Source organism: Streptomyces sp. NPDC050287 (assembly GCF_044459385.1).
In the GTDB taxonomy this organism is placed as follows: domain Bacteria; phylum Actinomycetota; class Actinomycetes; order Streptomycetales; family Streptomycetaceae; genus Streptomyces.
Genome location: NZ_JBITIY010000004.1, coordinates 462,773 through 482,096, shown reverse-complemented (window position 1 = coordinate 482,096; position 19,324 = coordinate 462,773). Strand labels below are relative to the sequence as shown.

Sequence of the window (19,324 nt, the reverse complement as noted above, 5' to 3'; positions counted from 1 at the left end):
GTGAACACCAAACGGAAACGGAAACGGAAATCCTCATGTCCGCAACCAAGCGCCCTGTCCTCTGGGCCGCCACCGCGCTGGTCGTCGTCGCGGCGGCCGTCGGGCTCTACCTCTTCCAGCCCTGGCGGCTGTTCACCACGGAACGCGTGGACGAGGCGGCTCCCGTGGCCGTCGGTCGACAGGGGGCTCCAGCCGGGCCGCTGGCGACCGGCAGTTTCATCTCCCACGAGCACGACACCAGCGGCTCGGTGGAGGTCCTCCAACCCGGCGACGGGAAGGCGACGCTGCGCCTGACGGACCTGCGCACCTCCGACGGCCCTGCCCTGCACGTGTGGCTCAGCGACCAACCGGTCGAGGGGGACGGCGGCAACCTCGACGACGGCAAGCACGTCGACCTCGGCGACCTCAAGGGCAATGAGGGCAACCAGAACTACGCGATCCCGGCGGGCACCGACCTGAACACGTTCTCCACGGTGACGATCTGGTGTGAACGCTTCAGCGTGTCGTTCGGCGCGGCGGAGTTGCGGCAGCGCACCTGACGAACCCAGGTCGCGTGGGAGAACGGGAGAACGGGAGAACGGGAGAACGGGAGAACGGGAGCGGGTGGCGACGCCACCCGCTCGCGGTGGCACACGCGGGAGGACCAGCCGCAAGAGAGTCGGGCTGAATGGCCGGCGTGGGGGAGGGCGAGGCAGTGACCTGGCAGGCGATCCGGTGTACGTGGCGAGTGGGGCTCTCGACAAGTTTTACCGAGGGCGGCGGGAGATCACTGCCGCCGCCAGTCCCTGAAGGCGGTGAGCAGTTGTTGCCTGGCGTCCGGTGAAATGCTGTCCGGGGTCAGTTCGCCCGTCGCGGCGATCGTCTGACGGAACTGATCCAGGTAGCGCTCGCATCCGTCGCACTCCGCCAAGTGCTCGATGAAGCGCTGCTCGTCCTCTTCGGACAAAGTGCCCTCAAGGAAATCGGTCACCAGCTCTACGAAATCGATGCAGTTCACAGTCGTCCCCTCCCTCCTGCGACGTCATGGGCACCGGACAAGTAGTTCTCCAGCTTACGGCGCAAGAAGGCCCTGGCCCGATGGAGGAGGACGCGCTGGTTTCCGGGCGAGATCTCAAGCAGCGAGCAGACTTCCTCCGAGCCGTACCCTTCGAGATCGCGAAGTGTGATCACCGTGCGGAGGCGGGACGGGAGCTCGTCGAGGGCCTGCGCTATCACCTCGCGTACTTCGCCGCGCAGCACGTGGTCCTCGGGAATGTGCCAGTTCCGCGGTTCCCGCCCGACGGCCCAGTGTCCGGCGTATCGCTCGCCCGGGTCGCGGAACCGTGAGGGCTCCACCGTCGGCCCTTCCTCCTCGGGTAGCAGGCTGGCGAAGGGAACGGTTCTGCTCTCCTTGGTACCGCGCGCCTTGGCCGTGTTGACCAGAATCCGGTACACCCAGGTTTTCAGGGCGGAACGGCCTTCGAAGTCGCTGATCCCCTTGATGACCGCCAGCCATGTGTCCTGGACGGCCTCCTCCGCGGTTGCCTTGGTCGACACGAACGACATGGCCAGCTGGAGCATCCCACCTGACCAGGTGTCCAGCACCAGGGCGAACGTCTCCTCGTCACCGTCACGCAGCCGCTGGACCAGTACCTCGTCCGACGGCAGTTCGCGTGCGCCCGCCATTCGTCTCACTCCTTGCCGGCCATCAGCTGGAAGGGTCAGCTTAGGGCAGCTCCGTGACTGAGATCGCATGCCTGGTGTCTTCGTTCACGTCCCCGTAAGGACGGGTCCGCGGTGGAGACCGGTCCGTCGTAAGCCTGTCAGCCACACCTCAACTCGCGGAACTCGCCATGCAGTTGGTCGCAGGCTTCGGCGGCCAGGCTCTCGCCGGGCAGCTCGCCCAGTGTCCACGCCGGGAAGATCTCCGGTACCGGCGACACCGACCCGGCGGTGGTGGAGGCGGACCCCGCACGGCCGGAGGTCCCCCGCGGCGCCGACGACCGGATGGCACCGGTGGCGGACGAAGGGGGCGTGGGGGTCGCCGTGTCCACGGCAGTGCCTGGGCAGAACTGGCCCGCCTGCGCGGCGACGGCGGTGCCCCCACGGCCCGTTGAGGCACGAATCCGTCAGCTGAACGGATCCAGCGTCAGATACGCCTGCTGCGGACTGCCGTCGTGCACCAGCGACTCGTGCTGACCGACGTCGTCGAAGGCGAAGGCGTACGCCTTGCCGTCGGCCATCTGTTCATGGACGGCCCGGGCGTAGTGGTTGGTCACCGCGTCCTGGTAGAAGTTCGCCGCCGAGGTGTCGGGCTGGTCGGGGTTGGCCAGCAGCGTGGAGCGGTTGAACCCCGCGCACAGGGTGCGGGAGATGGGCCCGCGCACCGCGTCGTTGGGGGCGTCGAGCAGTTTGTGGCAGCCGAAGACGCTGTCCGCGTCCGGTTTCTGGAAGGTGGTGACAACCGCGCCCGCGCCGTTGGTGAAGTTCATGACGTCGCCCGACACCCGGCCGTAGTACTTGGTGCCGGGCTGGTCGGCGAACGGCGTCACCGTCAGCGTCGCCGTGGCGTACTTCCGCCAGACCCGGTTTATGTAGTCGTCCAGTACCGAGGCGGGCAGCGCGCCGCTCCCCACCCCGTGACCGGGGGACAGCGCTCGCAGCACGGTGCCGTCGGAGCGTGCCTGGACCAGCCCGGCCCAGCCGCCCGGCTGTGCGCGCAGCGCGGTGAACACGGCGTTGTAGCCGCCCGGCTTGAGGTGCCCGGTGTTCACCGTGCTGCCGTCGGCGCGCTGGACACCGACCGCGTAGGGGGCGGAGAACATGTCGACCTGGGTGCTGTTGAGCCACAGCCCCGAGTCGTTGAGTGTGTACTCCGACCAGTTGAAGAGGATGTCGCGGTTGGGGTCGCTCGGATTCTGCACGGCCGGCTGCACCAGGCCGCCGGTGGCCAGCTTGAAGGCGAGTTTCTGTCCGTACGAGAAGTAGATCCGGCCGGAGAACTTGGGGATCCGGATCGTCTTCGACTGCCCCGCGGCCGGCCCGGGAATGGACGCGTCGGGCGCCGGTACGGGCGGGACGTTCCCGGCGGGCCACGGGTGGAAGCTTCCGTTCGCGTCGGCCCAGCCCTGCTGGCCCGAGGTCAGTGACGTGCCGATCGTGTAGACGTACACCGGCTCACCGCGGCCGGAGTTGTTGGTCAGCTTCAGCGGGATCGTGTCGGGCACCGCGGCCCGGGCGGACGACGGGGCCGCGAACGTGAGCAGGGAGCCCAGCAACGCGGCTGCCGCTGCCACGGACACGAGCCGTGGGGTGACTCTGGCGAGCACGCTTCACCTCCGTGTGGGGGGAACGGGGTCTGGTCCGTACCTTTAGTGAGAGCGCTCTCAGCGTTGCGCTGCGACGGGTGCATGTCAATGAGCGCGGCGGCGGCCGATGTCGGGCCCGACGGCGCGGGTCGCCCCACGAGTGGCGCAGCGGGCCGGGTGGTGCCGGGATTTCGGTCGACCGTCTCCACCCTTCGGGAGCGTCTCGCCCCTCATGACCGTCTCGGCCGTGACGACCCCGGCGCAGCGATCACGACGGCCGCGTCCTTCGTGCCGAGGCCCGCAGTCCGGGACTCCCGCCCGTGTGACGGGCCCGCTGTTCCGCCGGGCGGGCCCCTCATGTCGTCCGATACGCGGAACCGGCGGGCACAGGACATCTTCTGTACGACTCGCGGCAAAAGCTACTGATTCGAGGCGCTTTTCCCTGAGACCTAGGAGAGACACATGGCCCACAGACACATCGGTGCGGCCTGCGCGGCCATGACCGCGCTCGGCGCGCTGGTCCTGACGGCACCGCCCGGAGCGGCGGTCGCCGCCCTCCCCGTACCGGCGGACGGCCCCTCGGCCGCGCGGACGCTCCGGGCCGACGCCCCGTCGACCGCGGTGCTGCGCGCACTGCGGCGCGATCTGGGACTGACGAGCGCTCAGGCCAGGGCGCGGCTGGAGAACGAGGCCGAGGCGGGGACACGCGCGGGCCGGCTGCAGATCGCCCTGGGCCGGCGCTTCGCGGGCGCCTGGGTGAGCGGCATGACCTCCGCCGACCTCACCGTCGCGACCACCGACGCCGCGGACAAGTCCGCCATCGAGGCCGGCGGGGCGAAGGCCGCGGTCGTCGGGACGCCCCTGGTGGACCTCAAGGCGGCCAAGGCGAAGCTGGACTCCGCCACGACCGGCACCACCGGGCTGGAAGCACCCGTCCGCTACGTCGACGTGCGCACCAACCGCGTCACGGTCCAGGCCACCAGTCGGGCCGCCGCGAACTTGCTCGTCGCCGCCGCCGGGGTCGACAGCAAGCTGGTGAAGGTGAGGGTGTCGGCGGCCCGGCCGCACGCCCTGTACGACATCCGCGGCGGCGACGCCTACTACATCGAGGACATCGCCCGCTGCTCCATCGGGTTCGCCGTCACCAAGGGGAACCAGCAGGGCTTCGCGAGCGCGGGGCACTGCGGCAAGGCGGGGGACACGACCACCGGTTTCAACAAGGTGGCTCAGGGCACCTTCCAGGCCTCGGTCTTCCCCGGTCACGACATGTCGTGGGTGGGCGTCAACAGCGACTGGACCGCGACGGCCGCCGTCAAGGGTGAGGGGGGCCAGGACGTCCAGGTCGCCGGCTCGGCGCAGGCCCTGGTCGGTGCCGCGATCTGCCGCTCGGGATCGACGACCGGCTGGCACTGCGGCGTCATCGAGCAGCACGACACCAGCGTCACCTACGCGGAGGGCACCGTCGAGGGCGTGACGCGCACGACCGTCTGTGCCGAGCCGGGCGACTCGGGCGGCCCCTACGTCTCGGGCGCCCAGGCGCAGGGCGTCACCTCGGGCGGCTCCGGTGACTGCACCAGCGGCGGTACCACCTTCTACCAGCCGATCAACCCGGTGCTCAGCACCTACGGACTCGTCCTGAAGACCGGCGCGGCGCAGACCGAGACTCCCGAGGCCCCCGCCACACCGTCCGCTTCCTGGGCGAGCGGCCGGGTCTACGACGTCGGGGCGCAGGTCACGTACGACGGTGTCACCTACCAGTGTCTGCAGAGCCACCAGGCACAGGGCGCGTTGCAGCCGGCCGCCACCCCCGCCCTGTGGCAGCGCGTCTGACATACCGCCAGGGATGGGCGGCCCGCGGACCGGGCCCGGTCGGCAGGCCGCCACGCCTGTACCGCCACGCCTGTGCCGCCACGCCTGTGCCGGCACCCCTGTGCCGGCAGGCCCTTGCGGTCGTACGAAGGTGCCGCGGACGGGGCAGCGGCGGGTGCGCCTGGCGCCCAGTGCCGTGCCGGTGCCCGGGCAGAGTCCCGGGAAGGCCCGCCGGCCGAGGATCGCCCAGCAGTGGCAGTGGTGAGCAGATCGTCCGGGGTGCCCCGGACGGCGCCGACCGCCCGGAATCCACCGGTGTCCACGGGGTCATGCCGTCGATGTGGTGGCCGGTGGTCGAGCCGCCGGCCCAGCAGTTCGCCGGCAGGTCCGGCAGGTCCCAGCGCTGCCGATCGAGCCGGCCGTCCAGCCGGACCGGCAGCAGGGGCGGCGCACCGCGGCGGGGATGTCAGCACCCGCCGACGAGCGGTCAGTACCAGTTGGTGAAGACCAGATCGTGGCCGTCGCACGCGAGCAGGGCCCGGGAGACCCGGCCGTCGAGGTTGTTGCCGATCTTCGTGTACGCGTAGTTGATGCCGGGGTCGACGGTCTCGGACACCCATCCGTCGACGCGCCCCGTGCCGGAGTTCGACCGCTGCAGCACGGCGGCGCAGTTGGCCCTGGAGTTCTCGATCCGGGCGAAGGACCCGCACTTGGACGAGTAGAAGTACTTCAGCGCCATGCCCTCGGCGTAACGCGTGGCGCCGACCTGCTGGAAGGTGCCCGCGCAACTGGAGACGGTGGGGTACTGGCCCTCCATCCCGTACGCCCCGTAGTTGCCGCCCTGGAACGAGGCGGCTTCGGCGGAGACCTGAGTGAGCGCCAACACCGCGGCGGCGCCCCCCGCGGCCAGCAGAGTCGTGAGTGATCGGCGGCTCATGAGTCCTCTTTCCTGTGTCGGCGATGTGCGGGACGAGCGGCGTACGACCGGCTGCGCGCCGGGTACCGCTTGCCTGCCGACCCTAGGAGACCCCGCCGCCCGCCGGTGCCTGACACCTGTCAGGGTGCGGACGCCCGGCCCGGACGGTCACACGAGGTGGGCGAAGACCACCAGGTTCTCCGTGTAGTCCCTGACCGAACGGTCGTACTCCCCGGCGCAGGTGATGAGCCGGACCTGGGCCTGCGGGGTGTCGCCGTACACCCGCCGGCTGGGGAAGTCGTCCTTGGCGAACTGCTCCGCGTCGTCGACCACGAAGGTCGCGGTGCTCCGGTCGGCCCTGACGACCCGGAAGGTGTCGCCCTTCTTCAGTTCACCCAGGCCGGCGAAGACCGCCGCCGAGGTGGCGGTGTCCACGTGCCCGGCGATGACGGCGGTGCCCGCTTCCCCGGGAGTGGCGCCCCCGGCGTACCAGCCGACGAGGTTGGTGTCGTCCGGCGGCGGGGCTTCGAGGTGCCCGTTCCGGCCGGTGAAGAGGGGGGTGAAGGGGGCGTCGACCGAGATTTTCGGGATGAGCAGACGCACGGGGCGCGAGCGGGGCAGATGCCTGCCCGGGCGGGGTACCGCGGTCGTGGCCGTCGGTTCGGCGTACGTGCCGGCCTGCGCACCCTGCGGCGGGCGGGGGGAGTCCGACGACGCGTTCTGTCCGCCGATCAGGTTCACCGCCAGGAGCAGGGCGGCCACGGCGCACAGCGTGGTGAGACCGGTGCTGGATCCTCGTTCGTCGGCCGGTTGGTCGGCCGGCTCTTCGGTCCGTCCGTCAGCCGGTCGGTCGGCCGGTTCTTTGTCGGCGGGGGAAGAAGGGCCGGCTGCCATCGGACAGCACCTCACTCTCACTCGGGCACGGCAGCTCGGAGGAAGCGGAACGCGGAGCGCGGGCCGGGCCGCCACCGTGCGGTGCGGCGGCGGCCTCGGCTGCTATCGCGTCCGGCATGGCTCAGGCCGTGCTTCCGGCGGACCTGTTGCGGCGAGCCGCGTACAGACCGGTCGCGGCGACGCCCAGGACGGCCAGCCCGGCCGCGGTCATGCCCGGTGCGGCGAGCGCGCCGCCACCGGTGTGGATCCCGCCGTGGGGCTTGTCGTGGTCGCTGCCGTACGAGTCCTTCTCGTAGCCGTGGTCCTTGTACGTCTCCGGGTCCTGCTTGGGGTCCTTCGGGGTCACGTCCTGGTCGTGCTTGTAGGTCTCAGGGTCGTACTTCGGGTCCTTCGCGGTGCCCCACTCGTCGTCGTTCACCGCGGTGAGCGCGCCGCCACCGGTGTGGATCCCGCCGTGAGGCGCGTCGTGTCTGCCGTCCTTGTCGTGCTCCTTGCTGTACGAAGAGTCCCCGTGGTCCCAGTCGCTGTCGCCCGCGAAGGCGCCGGGTGTGGCGATCGCGAGGACGGCGGAGGCGGCCGCGAGGGCCAGGAACGTGCGTGTGGAGCGCATCCGTGGTTCCTTCCGTCTCGGCCCGGGCAGCTGGCGTCGCGTCAGCTGAACCGACCCGGCCTCGACGTGATCCACCGTCAGTCAGTCCCGGTGATCCCACCACTCGAAGCGCTCACACGGGCGAACGGCGCCGGTCCCCACCGCTTCAGCGGCGCCCGGACGGGCGATCTCTTCCACACTCGGCACGCCGGAGGGAGCCGGGCGCACCAGGAGAGGGGGAGCGACCGGCCGAGGCGCGGAGCGCCGGGTGGCGGGTGACACCTCGACGTCGAGCCGGCCTACGGGATCATGGAACAGAACGCGCGGCGACGGACCGGGGCCCACGCGGAGTCCGTCGTGAACCCAGGCAGCGGTGAGCCGAGGACTGGCCAGGCCGCGTTCCGGCATCGCTATCATCCGATAAGGAACCTTTTGGGGATATCGCCCCGAACGGACTGGCCTCCTCCCGGAGCGATCAATGTCCCGCAAGCGCCCCACGGACGACGGCGACGAGCTGCTGACCAGGCTCGGGTCGCTGACGGCGCAGGCGCGCGAACACGCGGAACTGCAGCGCTCCCGGGTCGAGCTGGCCATCGCGCTGCAGCGCGACATGCTTCCCGCCGAGATGCCGGCGGCGCCCCGCTACCACCTCGCGGTCCGCTACGCGCCGGCCTGTCACGGACTGAACGTGGGCGGCGACTGGTACGACGCCTTCGCCATGCCCGACGGGCGCATCGGGCTGTCGATCGGTGACGTACAGGGCCACAACATCGAGGCCGCCGCCTTCATGGGCCAGGTACGGGTCGGTCTGCGCGCGCTCGCCTCCGTCACGAGCGAACCCGGAGAACTGCTCACCCGGACCAACGACCTGCTCCTGTCCCTCGGCACCGAACTCTTCGCCACCTGCACCTTCATGCGCCTGGACCCCTCCACCGGCGTGCTGGAGGGCGCCCGGGCCGGTCACATCCCGTGCGTCTGGGCCACCGCGGACGGGCGGTCCGGGATCGTCGACGGGAACGGGGGTCCGCCCCTCGGCGTCCAGCCCGGGATCACCTACCCGATGACCCGGCACCGGGTCACCACGGGCGGGGTGTTCGTCCTGCTCACGGACGGTGTGGTGGAAGGCCCCCTGCTGGAGGTCGACGAGGGGCTGGACCAGGTGGTCCGGCTCGCGGGTATCGCCGCCGTGGCGGGCATGACGGCGGACTCGCTCGCCGCCGCCGTGATCAAGGGCGCCGACCGCGTGGGACACGAGGACGACGCCGCGGTGCTGGTCCTCGGCTACGACGGGCCCGACGTTCAGCCGTAGGGCGGCACGGCTGGTCGCCCGCCTCGCACGGACGGCGGCACCGGTGTCTCATGGCTGGTGTGGTGGGTACCGAGGATCTGCGCCGACCTGGGGTCTTCGCCCTCCGGACGCTGGCGGTGGCCGCCTGCTACTACGCCGCGGGGCGCCTCGGACTGCTGCTGCCCTTGGTCGTCGAAGGCGCGATGCTCACCCCGATCTGGCCGCCCACGGGCGTCGCGGTGGCCTGCCTGCTGATCTTCGGGCTGCGGGTGTGGCCCGGAATCGCGCTGGGCGTCCTGCTGGTCATCCTGCACATCACCTCGCTGCGGCCCGACGTGTTCGGCACCGTGGTGGGCAACACCGCCGCCCCCGTCTGCGCGTACCTCATGCTGCGCCGGGTGGGCTTCCGCACCGACCTCAGCCGACTGCGTGACGGCCTCGCCCTGGTGTTCCTGGGCGCCCTCACGGCCATGCTCATCAGCGCCACGGTGGGCGTCGGCCTGCTCCGGCTCACCGACCGGGTCGGCGCAGCCGACTTCTGGCAGGTGTGGCTGGCATGGTGGGTGGGCGACGCGATGGGCGTCCTGATCGTCACACCGCTCCTGCTGTTGCTGCACCGCGCCCGTTGGCCTCTGCCGGTGGCCCGCTGGAAGGAGGCCGCGGGGCTCACGGTCATCGCCTGCGCGGTCGTACCGCTGGCCACGCGCCACGAGTCCGGCCTGCTGTTCCTCGTCTTCCCGCTGATGATCTGGGCCGCCCTGCGTTTCCAGCTCGTCGGCAGCATGCTGTGTGCCCTCTTCACGTCCGTCATGGCCACCGTCGCCGCGACGCAGGAGGCCGGCCCCTTCGCGGGGCTGACCCGCATCGCGATCATGATGAAACTGCAGGCGTTCAACGGCACCATGGCGCTGACCGCCCTGCTTCTCTCGGCCGTGATCACCGAACAACTCAACACCCGGCGTTCTGTGGAGCAGGCCTGCCAGGAGCTGGTGGAGGTGGTGGCACACCTCACGGCAGGCGACCCGTCACGCCTGCCACCACCGGGAGCCACCGGCCCGGCCCGGCATGAGTCCGAGGAACAACGGCGTGAGGCCAAGGAGCAACGGCGCGAGCCCGAAGAGAGATGAGCGGCTCGCCGTCAGACCTTGAGGGCCTTGCGCAGCGAGGGGTCGCAGGCGCGGGCCCACACCCCCGGCAGCTCACGCTGCAGTTCGCCGGCCACCGCCTGTTCCCGGCCGTACAGGAGCCCCCAGGTGAAGCTCGCCTCACCCACCGCGCCCGCCGCCACCGCCATACGGCGCAGCTCGTCCCGGGCCACCACACTGTCCTGGTGGTCCCCGAGGACCTTCTGGACGGCCTTGACGCGCTTGCCGAGACGCCCTGCGGGCCTGCCGAGCGAGGCACGGGCCGGTTCCGTCGCGTAGCGGGCCTTCTTCGCCGCCTTGCGCGCCTGATGGAGCGCCCTGTCCCGCTCCTCCCCGGGCGACGCTTCGAGGGCCGTTCGGACACGGCCGGCGAACCGGTCGTACTCCTTGAGGACGGCCTTGGCCAGTACGGCCTTGGGCTTCCGGGCGGCCTTGCGGCGCAGCGGCGGCCGTGCGACCAGGTCGGCCAGTGAGTCCAGCAGGGACACGTAGCGGGAGGACGCGAGGGCGTCCTGTGTGCGGGTGCGGGCCTCGGAGTCCTTGGTCACGTGCCATGCCTGCAGTCGTGCAGTGACGGGCCCCAGGACCAGTTCCCGCGGGAGGGCATCGACACCAGAGCCGATCCGTTTCTCGAGTACCTCGTGGTCGCGTTCCCCGCCCAGTTCACCGGCCAGCCACGTGAGTTCCTCGCGGACGGGGTCGGTCGCCTCGCGGTCCAGGACCGAACGGTAGGACCGCAGCACGCTCCGCAGCCGACGGCAGGCGACCCGCATCCCGTGCACCGAGTCGGGCAGGTTCCGGCGCACCGCGGGATCGAGGTCCACCAGGGTCCGCACCTGCTGCTCCAGATACCGGAGGACCAGGTCGCCGGCCGAGCCCTCGACCACTTCCTCGGCGCGGGCGTCGGGCAGGCGGGGCGCGCCCACCGCCGTCTCCTCCAGCGCCCGGGCGAGCTTGGACGGCGCGGACTCCCGCTCGACGCCGGCTTTGCGCAGTACCTTGTCCACGGCCCTCAGCAGCTTGGGGTCGGCGTCCTCGGCGAGTTCGACCTCCAGTTCCGTCCATGACGCGCGCGTGGCCCCGGCGAGCAGGGAAGCCGCCTCGACCGCGTCGATGCTCAACTCGGCCAGCGCGCCGCCGCCGGCGCCGACGAGCTCGAGCCGGTGGCGCCGGGTGCGCAGGCGCACGACCGGCAGCAGCTCCGCGTCCCGGGTCCGTGAGATCACCAGGTCACGCAGATCGTCCGGAACCGTGTCGGAGAGCGGGGCGCGTACTTCCTCCCGGCTGTCGCCGGACAGCGGCAGCTTCAGGTGCCAGCCCGCGTCGGCCCCGCCCGTCCTGCGGCGCAGGGTGGCCGAGGTGCCGGCCAGACGCAGATCCACGGTGTCGTAGTACACGGCGTCGAGGTCGTCGGTGCCTCGGTCCACGACGGACGCGACACCGTCCACGCCGGTGAGGTCCGGCAGCCAGGAGGTGTCGTCGGCCGCCGAGGCCGCGTACTTGCGTTCTGTCTCTCGTGTCGACTGGGCCATGTCCTTCGCGTACACGCCTCAGCGCAGCTCAAACCCCGTACACGGGGTCGGACCGGCGCCGTGTGCGCGGCGGCCGGCCTCGTCGAGCGGGTCGGCGGTGCGGCGGCCGGCGGCCGGGGCCGGTGTGCTCGTCGTGCTCGGTGGGGGAGTCAACCCGGGAGGGACCGGGTGGTGAGCGCCCCTGTGGGACGGGCCCTGCCGACCCGCGGGCGGTGAGTCTGCCGCCGAGGCCCGAGGCCCGAGGCCCGAGGCCCGAGGCCCGAGGCCCGAGGCCCGAGGACCGGCGCGACAGGGCGCCAGGTCGCCGACCGCAGGTCTGTCCGGGTACGGCCTGCCCTGACCGGCCCTCACCACGATCGAGGTACCCGCGATCCGGGGTCCGGTGGTGACCGCTGACGACCGACGGCCGCTCCTCCTCGTACGGTTACCGCGGTGTGCGGGCGGCGGACTCGCGCAGCGGGGCCGTGACGAGGAAGGATGGGGGCGTCACCGTAGGTCAACGATGTGTGGGAGCGGGCATGCAGCACGAGCGAGCGGGCAAGCCGGCCGGTCCGGAGGACCTCGTCGATGTGGCCCAACTGGTCACCGCGTACTACGCGTTGCACCCGGACCCGGCCCAGCCGGGGCAACGCGTCGCGTTCGGGACGTCCGGGCACCGCGGATCGTCGCTGGCGACCTCGTTCAACGAGGCCCACATCGCGGCGACCAGCCAGGCCATCTGCGAGTACCGCGCCGGACAGGGCACCGACGGCCCCCTGTTCCTCGGAGCCGACACACACGCGCTCTCGGAACCGGCGAAGGTCACCGCCCTGGAGGTGTTCGCGGCGAACGAGGTGACCGTGCTCATCGACAGCGCGGACGGGTACACGCCCACCCCGGCGGTCTCGCACGCCATCCTCACGTACAACCGCGGCCGGACGGCGGGCCTCGCGGACGGAGTCGTCGTCACCCCGTCCCACAACCCGCCCGGTGACGGAGGGTTCAAGTACAACCCGCCCAACGGCGGTCCGGCCGCCTCCCAGGCGACGTCCTGGATCCAGGACCGCGCCAACGAGATCATCGCGTCCGGTCTCAAGGACGTCCGGCGCATCCCGTACACGCGTGCGCTCACCGCCGAGGGCACGGGGCGCTACGACTTCCTCGGCACGTACGTCGCCGACCTGCCGAGCGTTCTGGACCTGGACGCGATCCGCTCGGCGGGCGTCCGGATCGGCGCCGACCCGTTGGGGGGCGCGTCGGTCGCCTACTGGGGACGGATCGCCGAGGAGCACGGGCTCGACCTGACCGTGGTCAACCCGCTCGCCGACCCGACCTGGCGGTTCATGACGCTGGACTGGGACGGCAAGATCCGCATGGACTGCTCGTCGCCGTACGCCATGGCCTCCCTCATCGAGCAGCGCGACCGTTTCCAGATCGCCACCGGCAACGACGCCGACGCCGACCGGCACGGCATCGTCACGCCCGACGCGGGGCTGATGAACCCCAACCACTACCTGGCCACGGCCATTTCCTACCTGTACGCCCACCGCAAGGGCTGGCCCGCCGACGCGGGCGTCGGCAAGACGCTGGTGTCGTCCGGGATGATCGACCGGGTCGCCGGCGACCTGGGGCGCCGGCTGGTCGAAGTTCCGGTCGGGTTCAAGTGGTTCGTGGACGGGCTGGTCGACGGATCGCTCGGGTTCGGCGGCGAGGAGTCGGCCGGGGCGTCGTTCCTGCGCCGGGACGGCTCGGTGTGGACCACCGACAAGGACGGCATCATCCTGGCCCTGCTCGCCAGTGAGATCACGGCGGTCACCGGGAAGACCCCGTCGCAGCACTACGCGGCGCTCACCTCCCGCTTCGGCGAGCCCGCGTACGCCCGCATCGACGCACCCGCCACCCGCGAGGAGAAGGCCCTGCTCGGCAAGCTCTCGCCCGCCCAGGTCAGCGCGGACACCCTGGCCGGCGAGCCGGTCACCGCCGTGCTCACCGAGGCCCCCGGCAATCAGGCGCCCATCGGCGGTATCAAGGTGACCACCGCCAACGCCTGGTTCGCGGCACGTCCTTCGGGGACCGAGGACGTCTACAAGATCTACGCCGAGTCGTTCCTCGGCCCCGACCACCTCACCCAGGTGCAGGAGGAGGCCAAGGCGGTGGTCCGCACGACACTGGGCGGGTGACGAAAGGGACGGTACGGCCGGGCGGAACGCGTCGGCGGGGGTGGACAGCGGTGCGATGACCGGGCCGTGAGCGGGCGCCGGGGGCGGCCGGTATCCGCCCCCGGTGACGAGCGACCGCTGCGCGAACCGGTCCACGAGCGGTTGGACCTCCGGGGCACCGGTCCGGCCCAGCGCTACCGGGATGCCCGAGCCGTACCTGCACGGCTACGACGTGAACCCGCCCGCACCCCCAGGGCGTCAGCGAGATCCTCAGCGCCTGTCGGAGTGCCGGCCTCGGGCGGCATCGTCTCCACGCCTGCCGGCGTGGCCGCTCATCCGCGGCTACGCCGGGGGAGCGCTCCACGACGGCGCGGTGGTCCGTGAGGAGCGGCGGTGGATCGACCCCGATCGCCGCGCCTCCGGACGGGCGGCGCTCCCTGCCCCTCTCCGTCACCACCCGCCTCGACGAGTCCCTGGACGCGGCCCGGTCGCAGCGGTCGCGCACCGTCCGGGAGGACTTCGTCCGCGCGCTGCTGAGGGACAAGAAGCCCGAGCGCTGAGACAGCCGGGGGACGGGATCGCTGGCGCGGGTGTGATCCGGATCATAGGGGTGCGGTGCATAGTGGTGGGGGTCCCACCGTCTTTCTCCCAGTGTGAAGGGCTGGTCGGAACGGGGACGGTGCGGATGGAGCAGGGTCGAGCCGAGGGGTTCGACGGGTTCGTGGCAGCTCGCTGGTCGGCGCTGTTCCACCTCGCCCGTCTCCTCGTGGGAGGCGATCGGCACCGTGCCGAGGACCTGCTCCAGGAGGCCCTGGTCAAACTCTGGTTCGTCTGGCCCAGGATCGCCGAGGAGGCGCCGGAGGCCTACGTACGCAAGGTGCTGGTCCGAGTGGCGGCCCGTTCGGCGCGGCGGCGCTGGTGGGGCGAGCGCCCGGTCGAGCAACTGCCCGACCGGCCGGACTCGGGGGACGTCTCCGCCGCGGTGGCGGAGCGCTCGCGACTGGAGGCCGCGCTGGCCCAGTTGCCGCCGCGGCAGCGTGCCGCGGTGGTGCTGCGGTACTACCAGGACCTGCCCGAGAAACAGGTCGCGGCGGTGTTGGGGTGCCCCGTGGGCACGGCCCGGTCCCATGCCTCGCGTGGCGTGGCGCGGCTGCGGGAGATCCTGGCCGATGTCATCGAGCCGGTGGGGTGAAGGGGAGGCCATGGATCACTTCGAACGGGAGTTGGCGCGGATGATGCGCGACTCCCAGGAACATGCCCCGTTCGAGCCGCAGCATCAGCACCGCCTGCGGTCCGGCGTCCGGGCACGGCACCGTGCCCGCGTGGCTCAGCGGGCCGTCGGCTCCGCCCTGGCCGTCGCGGGACTCGGCCTCGGCTTCCTCCTGCTGCCCCACGACACCGTCGAGACCAGGCCGCAGGCCCCCCTGCCGAGGCCCGCGATGAGCCCGGGCCCGAGCTCGACTCCGACCCTGGTTCCGAACGAGTCGCCGACGGTGCCCTCCACGCCGCCCTCCACGGAAACCGCCGGGGCGACCGCCGACGGGGGCGGGGAGCCGTCGTACACGCCGACCGCGCCCGTCGAAGGAGGCGGGGTCAGGTCCAACCCGCCCACATCATCCGGGGGTTCGAGCACGCTGTCCCCGAGCCCGGGCAATTCCGTGACCACCCCGCCACCCACCTCGGAGGCGACGCTCTTCCCGCCGCCCACCCCCTGAACGACAAGCCGTAGCAGGCACCGGCTCCGCCTCATCACGATCTCCGCTCACCGTCGCACCACGCCGTGCGTGACTTCGGCATGCCCTGCGACAGACCACAGACACGGACATGACGTGACAAAATCCGAGTTGGCCACAGTGAAGGGCCACCCCATTGATCACCCGACGGACCGCCCGTCGGACCGCCCGTCGGATCACCCGTCGGACCGCCCGTCGGACCGCCCGTCGGACCGCCCGTCGGACCGGCCGACGGACCGCCTGATGGGCCGACTACCGCTGCGCGCACCGGTGTCGGCGCCCCCCGGGGAGCCCCTCCTGGACGTCGTCGTCCCCGTGTTCAACGAGGAGGCGGACCTGGAGCGGAGCGTACGGCGGCTCCACGCACACCTGCGCGAGACCTTCCCGTACCCGTTCCGCATCACCGTCGCGGACAACGCCAGTACCGATGAAACCCCGCGGATCGCGGCCCGGTTGGCCGCCGAGCTGCCGGAGGCGCAGTGGCTGCGGCTGGCCGAGAAGGGGCGGGGCCGGGCGCTGCGCGCGGCGTGGTCGGGGTCGGGGGCGCCCGTGCTCGCGTACGTGGACGTGGACCTGTCGACCGAGCTGACGGCGCTGCTGCCCCTGGTCGCCCCGCTGATCTCCGGTCACTCCGACATCGCCATCGGCACCCGGCTGGCCCGTGGTTCCCGGGTGGTGCGTGGCCCCAAGAGGGAGGTCATCTCCCGCTGCTACAACGTCCTGTTGCGCTCCGCCCTCGCCGTCGGTTTCTCCGACGCGCAGTGCGGTTTCAAGGCGGTGCGGCGCGACGTGGCCGAGCGGCTGCTGCCCCTCGTCAAGGACTCGGGGTGGTTTTTCGACACGGAACTGCTGGTGATAGCCGAGCGCGCGGGGCTGCGCATCCACGAGGTGCCGGTCGACTGGATCGACGACCCCGACAGCCGGGTCGACCTCCTCGCCACCGCCCTGGCCGATCTGCGCGGCATCGTGAGGATCGGCCGTGATCTGGCCCGCGGCACCCTGTCGACAGCGGCACTGCGCCGGAGCTCCGCCGACCACGCGGGCACCGGACTGGCCGGCCGGTTACTGCGCTTCGGTGCCGTGGGCGCCGTCAGCACCCTCGGATACGTGCTGCTGTACGCGGTGTTGCGGCCGCCGACGGGACCTCAGGCCGCCAACGCGCTGGCCCTGCTGGTGTGCGCGGTCGCCAACACGGCCGCGAACCGCCGGCTCACCTTCGGGCTGCGGGGCCGTGGCGGTGCCCTGCGTCACCAGGCCAAGGGCCTGCTGGTCTTCCTGGTCGGCCTGGCCCTCACCAGCGGGTCCCTGGCCACGCTGCACCATGTGGCACCCCGCCCCGCGCGTCCCACCGAGATCGCGGTCCTCGTCGGCGCCAACCTGGCCGCGACCCTCCTGCGATTCGTGCTCCTGCGGGCGTGGGTGTTCCCCGCCGGCCGCCGCGGGACGGGATCCGCGGCCGCATGAACGACACGACGACCCTGACGGCCCCTGCCGCCATCGGCCACTTCGGTCCCGCCGCCGTCGAACGCGGCGACGACCTGCGTGCGCGCCTGTTCCGCGCGGCCGGGTACTACGGTCCCGTACTGGCGCTGTACGGCGTACTGAAACTCATCGGCTTCTGCGTCTTCATGTATCTGCTGGACTCCGCCGGTGACTTCCGCGAGAAGGACCCGCGTTTCGGCGGCGGCGCCCACGCCTGGGACGTGCTGGCGAGCTGGGACGGCTGGTGGTACCAGCAGATCGCCGCGCACGGATACGACCCCGCGCTGGTCCCGGTGCCCGGCGCCAAGGGACTGATCACCCTCGAAGGGAACTCGGCGGCGTTCTTCCCGCTCTACCCGGCGGCGATGCGCATGGTCTCCGAAGGCACCGGCCTGGGGCTGTACGGGGCGGGGATGCTGGTCTCGGTCGTCGCCTCGTTCGTCGCCGCCCTCGGCATCTACGCCGTCGCCGCCCGGTTCGGCGGCCGACGGGGCGGGCTGGCCGCGGCCGGACTGTGGGCCGTCTGGCCCGGCTCCGGCATGGAATGGTCGGCCTACTCGGAATCCCTGTACGTCGCCCTCGCCGTCTGGGCCTGTCACGCCGTCATGAACGACCGCTGGCTCACCGCCGGCGTCCTCACCTTCGCCGCAGGTCTCAACCGGCCCACCGCCGTCGCCCTCGTCGCCGCCGTCACCGTCGCCGCGCTGATGGCGCTCCACCGCCGCCAGGAGGACTTCGCGCGCCCGTGGATCGCGACAGCGATCGCGCCGCTCGGGGTCGTCGGCTACCTGCTCTGGGTCGGTAACCGGATGGGCGATCTCGGCGGCTACTTCACGCTCCAGACCGGAGCCTGGGCGCACACCTTCGACTACGGCGAACACACCGGCAACGTCCTCACCTCGGTCGCGGTGGGCCGTTTCGACTACCTCTTCGCGTTTCCGGTCGAAGACACCATCGCCGTGGGCGCCGTCCTGCTGGCCGCGCTCCTGATCCCCCTCCTGATCCGCCTGCGCCCACCGGCCGTGCTGGTCATCTACACGGTGCTGACCATCGCCCTGGTCATGGGCAGCCAGCAGATCTTCGGCAACGTCTCCCGCTACCTGCTCCCGGCCTTCCCCCTCTTCATCCCGCTCGCCGTCAAACTGCGCGGCGTCGGTCTGCCCACGCTGTTCACGCTGCTCGGCATCACCGCGGTCGCCTCGGGCTCGTACGCGGGATACGCGCTCTTCGAACTGGGCGTGCCCTAAAGGCGGGCCGGCCTGCGAAGGCGGGCCGGCCTGCGAAGGCGGGCCGGCCTCTGCGGGCAGGCGGGCCTCAGGCCTGCTGGATCGGCCGCACGGTCGTGAGGTCCTCGTCCCAGTCGAGGAGCCGGACGAGGTCCTCGTCGCCGGGCCGGGACGGGGCCGGTCCCCGGGCGGGGCCCGAAAACGTGTGGGTGCCGCGGGAGATGTTCCCGCTGACGGTGGTGTTGTGCTCGGTGCGCGGGCGGCGCAGCGCCTCGTAGAGGGAGAGCGCGGTCTCGGTGTCGGCCGCGTCGCGCAGGGACTTGGCGAGGACGACGGCGTCCTCCAGCGCCATGGAAGCGCCCTGCCCGGTCGCGGGGGAGGCCGCGTGGGCGGCGTCGCCGATGAGCAGGGTGCGGGAAGCCCGCCAGGGGCCGCCGGTCGGGATCTCGGTGGCGTTGGTGACCAGGATGTCGCCGGTGGCGGCCGCGACGATGTCCACGGCGGCGGGGGCGTCCGCGCGCAGCAACGGCACGAGCAACTCGCGCCACCCGCCGGCCGTGCCCTGCGCGATCTCGTCGGCGGACAGGGCCTCACCGGGGACGCGCGCGAACCAGTGGGCCTCCCCACCGGGCGACACCGCGCAGCCGAAGGCGACCGTCCGGCCCCGCACCATGGTGATGCACGCCTCCGGTCCGCTCACGGACGCGGCGCCCGCGTAGCCGTAGAAGACGCGCTGGCCCGCGTGACGCGGTCGCGTGGCGGGTGCGATGGCCCGGCGTACGGCGGAGTTGAGGCCGTCGGCGCCGACGAGCAGGTCACCGGTCGCGGTGCTGCCGTCGGCGAAGTGCGCGGTGACGCCGTCCGGGCCGTCCTCGACGGAGGCGAGCCGGGCGTCGTGGACGATGTCGATGCCGCGGCGTGCGGCCTCCGCCTGCAGGGCCGCGTTGAGGTCACCGCGGCGCAGGCACCGGTAGCGGAGTCGCGGGTCGCCGGCCTCGCCCAGCGGAACGTGCGCCAGTTCGGCGCCCTCGCGGTCGACCACACGCATCGAGGTGAGCGGAAAGCCGACCGATGTGACCGCGGCGGAGGCGTCGAGCTGGGCGAGGGCGCGCATGCCGTTGCTCGCGAGGGTGAGGAACGCGCCGATGTCCTCGGCCGAGTCGGGGTGCGCCTCGTACACGGCGGCCTCGATGCCCGCCCTGTGCAGGGCCATCGCCGTCGCCGTACCGGCGATTCCGCCGCCGATGACGAGAATCCGCGTCACGTCACACCCCGTTCGTCCGTG

19 protein-coding genes and 1 pseudogene are annotated in these 19,324 nt (G+C 71.9%); 10 read left to right on the top strand and 10 right to left on the bottom strand.

The annotated features are described in order from the left end of the window. Nucleotides 1-35 precede the first annotated feature (35 nt). Nucleotides 36-539, top strand: a complete 504-nt coding sequence (locus ACIBK3_RS17130; protein WP_399366311.1) for a DM13 domain-containing protein — start codon at nt 36-38, stop codon at nt 537-539. A 227-nt stretch (nt 540-766) separates the two neighbouring features. Here the strand turns inward: ACIBK3_RS17130 and ACIBK3_RS17125 are convergent, their stop codons facing one another. The 4 genes from ACIBK3_RS17125 to ACIBK3_RS17110 all read right to left on the bottom strand — a co-directional run bounded on the left by ACIBK3_RS17125 (nt 767) and on the right by ACIBK3_RS17110 (nt 3,308). Beyond that, nucleotides 767-997, bottom strand: coding sequence for an anti-sigma factor family protein (locus ACIBK3_RS17125; protein ID WP_399366309.1), 231 nt, complete (start codon nt 995-997; stop codon nt 767-769). Then, nucleotides 994-1,665, bottom strand: a complete 672-nt coding sequence (locus tag ACIBK3_RS17120) for an RNA polymerase sigma factor (protein ID WP_399366307.1) — start codon at nt 1,663-1,665, stop codon at nt 994-996. The genes ACIBK3_RS17125 and ACIBK3_RS17120 overlap by 4 nt, the downstream gene beginning before the upstream one ends. A gap of 137 nt (nt 1,666-1,802) precedes the next feature. Beyond that, nucleotides 1,803-2,033, bottom strand: a complete 231-nt coding sequence (locus ACIBK3_RS17115; protein ID WP_399366305.1) for a hypothetical protein — start codon at nt 2,031-2,033, stop codon at nt 1,803-1,805. Between the two features lie 75 nt (nt 2,034-2,108). Continuing rightward, entirely contained in the window at nt 2,109-3,308 is a 1,200-nt protein-coding gene (locus tag ACIBK3_RS17110) for a glycoside hydrolase family 64 protein (RefSeq protein ID WP_399366303.1), read from the bottom strand. A 441-nt stretch (nt 3,309-3,749) separates the two neighbouring features. On the opposite strand from ACIBK3_RS17110, the gene ACIBK3_RS17105 reads away from it, so the two are divergent. Further along, on the top strand, nt 3,750-5,117 hold the full coding sequence (locus ACIBK3_RS17105) for a carbohydrate-binding protein (protein WP_399366301.1): 1,368 nt from the start codon (nt 3,750-3,752) through the stop codon (nt 5,115-5,117). A gap of 466 nt (nt 5,118-5,583) precedes the next feature. Here the strand turns inward: ACIBK3_RS17105 and ACIBK3_RS17100 are convergent, their stop codons facing one another. The 3 genes from ACIBK3_RS17100 to ACIBK3_RS17090 all read right to left on the bottom strand — a co-directional run bounded on the left by ACIBK3_RS17100 (nt 5,584) and on the right by ACIBK3_RS17090 (nt 7,516). Beyond that, a complete protein-coding gene (locus ACIBK3_RS17100; RefSeq protein WP_399366299.1) occupies nt 5,584-6,033 on the bottom strand; it encodes a hypothetical protein in 450 nt (149 codons plus the stop codon). A 147-nt stretch (nt 6,034-6,180) separates the two neighbouring features. Beyond that, entirely contained in the window at nt 6,181-6,906 is a 726-nt protein-coding gene (locus ACIBK3_RS17095) for a class F sortase (protein ID WP_399366298.1), read from the bottom strand. A 121-nt stretch (nt 6,907-7,027) separates the two neighbouring features. After that, nucleotides 7,028-7,516, bottom strand: a complete 489-nt coding sequence (locus tag ACIBK3_RS17090; protein WP_399366296.1) for a hypothetical protein — start codon at nt 7,514-7,516, stop codon at nt 7,028-7,030. A 457-nt stretch (nt 7,517-7,973) separates the two neighbouring features. Between ACIBK3_RS17090 and ACIBK3_RS17085 the strand changes: the two genes are divergently transcribed. Both ACIBK3_RS17085 and ACIBK3_RS17080 read left to right on the top strand, forming a co-directional pair. Beyond that, nucleotides 7,974-8,804, top strand: coding sequence for a PP2C family protein-serine/threonine phosphatase (locus tag ACIBK3_RS17085; protein ID WP_399366295.1), 831 nt, complete (start codon nt 7,974-7,976; stop codon nt 8,802-8,804). Nucleotides 8,805-8,854: 50 nt separating this feature from the next. Then, the gene (locus ACIBK3_RS17080) at nt 8,855-9,910 is read left to right on the top strand and encodes an MASE1 domain-containing protein (protein WP_399366293.1); all 1,056 of its coding nucleotides are present in this window, start codon (nt 8,855-8,857) and stop codon (nt 9,908-9,910) included. Between the two features lie 11 nt (nt 9,911-9,921). On the opposite strand, the gene ACIBK3_RS17075 is transcribed toward ACIBK3_RS17080, so the two are convergent. Continuing rightward, entirely contained in the window at nt 9,922-11,460 is a 1,539-nt protein-coding gene (locus ACIBK3_RS17075) for a CHAD domain-containing protein (protein ID WP_399366291.1), read from the bottom strand. A 518-nt stretch (nt 11,461-11,978) separates the two neighbouring features. On the opposite strand from ACIBK3_RS17075, the gene pgm reads away from it, so the two are divergent. The 4 genes from pgm to ACIBK3_RS17055 all read left to right on the top strand — a co-directional run bounded on the left by pgm (nt 11,979) and on the right by ACIBK3_RS17055 (nt 15,313). Further along, nucleotides 11,979-13,619: a phosphoglucomutase (alpha-D-glucose-1,6-bisphosphate-dependent) gene (gene pgm / locus ACIBK3_RS17070; protein ID WP_399366289.1), complete on the top strand. Its 1,641-nt coding sequence runs from the start codon at nt 11,979-11,981 to the stop codon at nt 13,617-13,619. A 359-nt stretch (nt 13,620-13,978) separates the two neighbouring features. Continuing rightward, a complete protein-coding gene (locus ACIBK3_RS17065) occupies nt 13,979-14,158 on the top strand; it encodes a hypothetical protein (RefSeq protein ID WP_399366288.1) in 180 nt (59 codons plus the stop codon). A gap of 125 nt (nt 14,159-14,283) precedes the next feature. After that, nucleotides 14,284-14,790 (top strand): SigE family RNA polymerase sigma factor, encoded by a 507-nt coding sequence (locus ACIBK3_RS17060; RefSeq protein ID WP_399366286.1) that lies wholly within the window; start codon nt 14,284-14,286, stop codon nt 14,788-14,790. Nucleotides 14,791-14,800: 10 nt separating this feature from the next. Then, the gene (locus ACIBK3_RS17055; protein ID WP_399366284.1) at nt 14,801-15,313 is read left to right on the top strand and encodes a hypothetical protein; all 513 of its coding nucleotides are present in this window, start codon (nt 14,801-14,803) and stop codon (nt 15,311-15,313) included. 34 nt (nt 15,314-15,347) lie between these two features. Here ACIBK3_RS17055 and ACIBK3_RS17050 read toward each other — a convergent pair. After that, nucleotides 15,348-15,530: pseudogene (locus ACIBK3_RS17050) on the bottom strand (hypothetical protein); the annotation flags it as partial. Between ACIBK3_RS17050 and ACIBK3_RS17045 the strand changes: the two are divergent. Beyond that, the gene (locus tag ACIBK3_RS17045; protein ID WP_399366843.1) at nt 15,467-16,795 is read left to right on the top strand and encodes a glycosyltransferase; all 1,329 of its coding nucleotides are present in this window, start codon (nt 15,467-15,469) and stop codon (nt 16,793-16,795) included. The pseudogene ACIBK3_RS17050 and the gene ACIBK3_RS17045 sit on opposite strands and share 64 nt — an antisense overlap. After that, complete coding sequence (locus tag ACIBK3_RS17040; protein WP_399366282.1) at nt 16,792-18,060, top strand: hypothetical protein; 1,269 nt, start codon at nt 16,792-16,794, stop codon at nt 18,058-18,060. Before ACIBK3_RS17045 ends, ACIBK3_RS17040 begins: the two co-directional genes overlap by 4 nt. A gap of 67 nt (nt 18,061-18,127) precedes the next feature. On the opposite strand, the gene ACIBK3_RS17035 is transcribed toward ACIBK3_RS17040, so the two are convergent. Beyond that, complete coding sequence (locus ACIBK3_RS17035) at nt 18,128-19,303, bottom strand: FAD-dependent oxidoreductase (RefSeq protein WP_399366280.1); 1,176 nt, start codon at nt 19,301-19,303, stop codon at nt 18,128-18,130. Nucleotides 19,304-19,324 lie beyond the last annotated feature (21 nt).

Bases quoted from the DNA above. Each gene is read 5' to 3' on its own strand.
- ACIBK3_RS17080 (WP_399366293.1), top strand. From the start codon at position 8,855: ATGGCTGGTGTGGTGGGTACCGAGGATCTGCGCCGACCTGGGGTCTTC.
- ACIBK3_RS17040 (WP_399366282.1), top strand. From the start codon at position 16,792: ATGAACGACACGACGACCCTGACGGCCCCTGCCGCCATCGGCCACTTC.
- ACIBK3_RS17105 (WP_399366301.1), top strand. From the start codon at position 3,750: ATGGCCCACAGACACATCGGTGCGGCCTGCGCGGCCATGACCGCGCTC.
- ACIBK3_RS17075 (WP_399366291.1), bottom strand. From the start codon at position 11,460: ATGGCCCAGTCGACACGAGAGACAGAACGCAAGTACGCGGCCTCGGCG.
- ACIBK3_RS17120 (WP_399366307.1), bottom strand. From the start codon at position 1,665: ATGGCGGGCGCACGCGAACTGCCGTCGGACGAGGTACTGGTCCAGCGG.
- ACIBK3_RS17090 (WP_399366296.1), bottom strand. From the start codon at position 7,516: ATGCGCTCCACACGCACGTTCCTGGCCCTCGCGGCCGCCTCCGCCGTC.
- ACIBK3_RS17060 (WP_399366286.1), top strand. From the start codon at position 14,284: ATGGAGCAGGGTCGAGCCGAGGGGTTCGACGGGTTCGTGGCAGCTCGC.
- ACIBK3_RS17095 (WP_399366298.1), bottom strand. From the start codon at position 6,906: ATGGCAGCCGGCCCTTCTTCCCCCGCCGACAAAGAACCGGCCGACCGA.
- ACIBK3_RS17130 (WP_399366311.1), top strand. From the start codon at position 36: ATGTCCGCAACCAAGCGCCCTGTCCTCTGGGCCGCCACCGCGCTGGTC.
- pgm (WP_399366289.1), top strand. From the start codon at position 11,979: ATGCAGCACGAGCGAGCGGGCAAGCCGGCCGGTCCGGAGGACCTCGTC.
- ACIBK3_RS17100 (WP_399366299.1), bottom strand. From the start codon at position 6,033: ATGAGCCGCCGATCACTCACGACTCTGCTGGCCGCGGGGGGCGCCGCC.
- ACIBK3_RS17085 (WP_399366295.1), top strand. From the start codon at position 7,974: ATGTCCCGCAAGCGCCCCACGGACGACGGCGACGAGCTGCTGACCAGG.
- ACIBK3_RS17055 (WP_399366284.1), top strand. From the start codon at position 14,801: ATGGATCACTTCGAACGGGAGTTGGCGCGGATGATGCGCGACTCCCAG.